The sequence below is a fragment of the Mesorhizobium sp. M7A.F.Ca.US.011.01.1.1 genome, from assembly GCF_003998295.1.
In the GTDB taxonomy this organism is placed as follows: Bacteria; Pseudomonadota; Alphaproteobacteria; order Rhizobiales; family Rhizobiaceae; genus Mesorhizobium.
In genome coordinates, this window is record NZ_RZRT01000206.1 from 1 (window position 1) to 727 (window position 727).

The 727-nt window shown below is 53.4% G+C and carries 2 protein-coding genes; one reads left to right on the plus strand and one right to left on the minus strand.

Annotation, left to right across the window (positions count from 1 at the left end; all coding sequences use genetic code 11):
• The coding region (locus EOA13_RS37340) for a hypothetical protein (RefSeq protein ID WP_164780666.1) at nt 1-414 on the plus strand (414 nt) is incomplete at its 5' end.
• A gap of 66 nt (nt 415-480) precedes the next feature.
• On the opposite strand, the gene EOA13_RS37345 is transcribed toward EOA13_RS37340, so the two are convergent.
• A partial coding sequence (locus EOA13_RS37345; RefSeq protein ID WP_206535385.1) for an ester cyclase occupies nt 481-727 on the minus strand: 247 nt, incomplete at its 5' end.

Here is a 727-nt window from a genome sequence, read left to right on the forward strand (position 1 = left end):
CAACACCAGCAGAACGTGGTGGAGAGCCTCAATACGCGCGTTGGCAATCTGATCTTTGCAACCGCGTTCGTGAGTTCTCTCCTCGGCGGCAGAGCTCTCTTGGATGGGCTCGGGCCGTGGGACTGGCTGGCGCTGGCGCTGCTTTTTCTGATCGGGCTGCTGGTCGTCATCATGTTGTGGCCCTACTACGCCTATACGTTCCGCTTCGATCCAGAGCAGTTGCTCCAGGACTTTGTCGATCAAAACCCTTCCGGATCCATGGATGTGATGCACCGCGCGCTTGCGCTCCGCATTAAAACCGACATGGCCAACAATTGGCGGATCATTCAACGCCTGCGCATGTCGCTACAGCTTGCCCTGTTTCTATTGTTGCTGGAACTTTTGGCATGGCTGTTCGCGATAACCCGCGTCTAGGCTCAGGGCCATTAATCCAGCAAGGTTAAGACTGCCTTGAGACTATACACGCGATAAACTCTCGCGCTAAAGCTGAGCTTCGATGGCCGCCTTGTCTATGACTGACCATACTTGTACGATCTTTTCGTCGCGAAGTTCATAGATCACGTTCTCGGCGAAGGAAACTCTCCTCCCACCTACAGGGAGACCAAGGAACGTTCCTTTCGGCGTGCAGTCGAAACCTAGTCGGCTCGCTATATAAGGCGGATCGGAAATCAGCATCTGGACATTGAAATAAAGGTCCGGAATTTCATCAAAGTCTCTCTCCAGCATT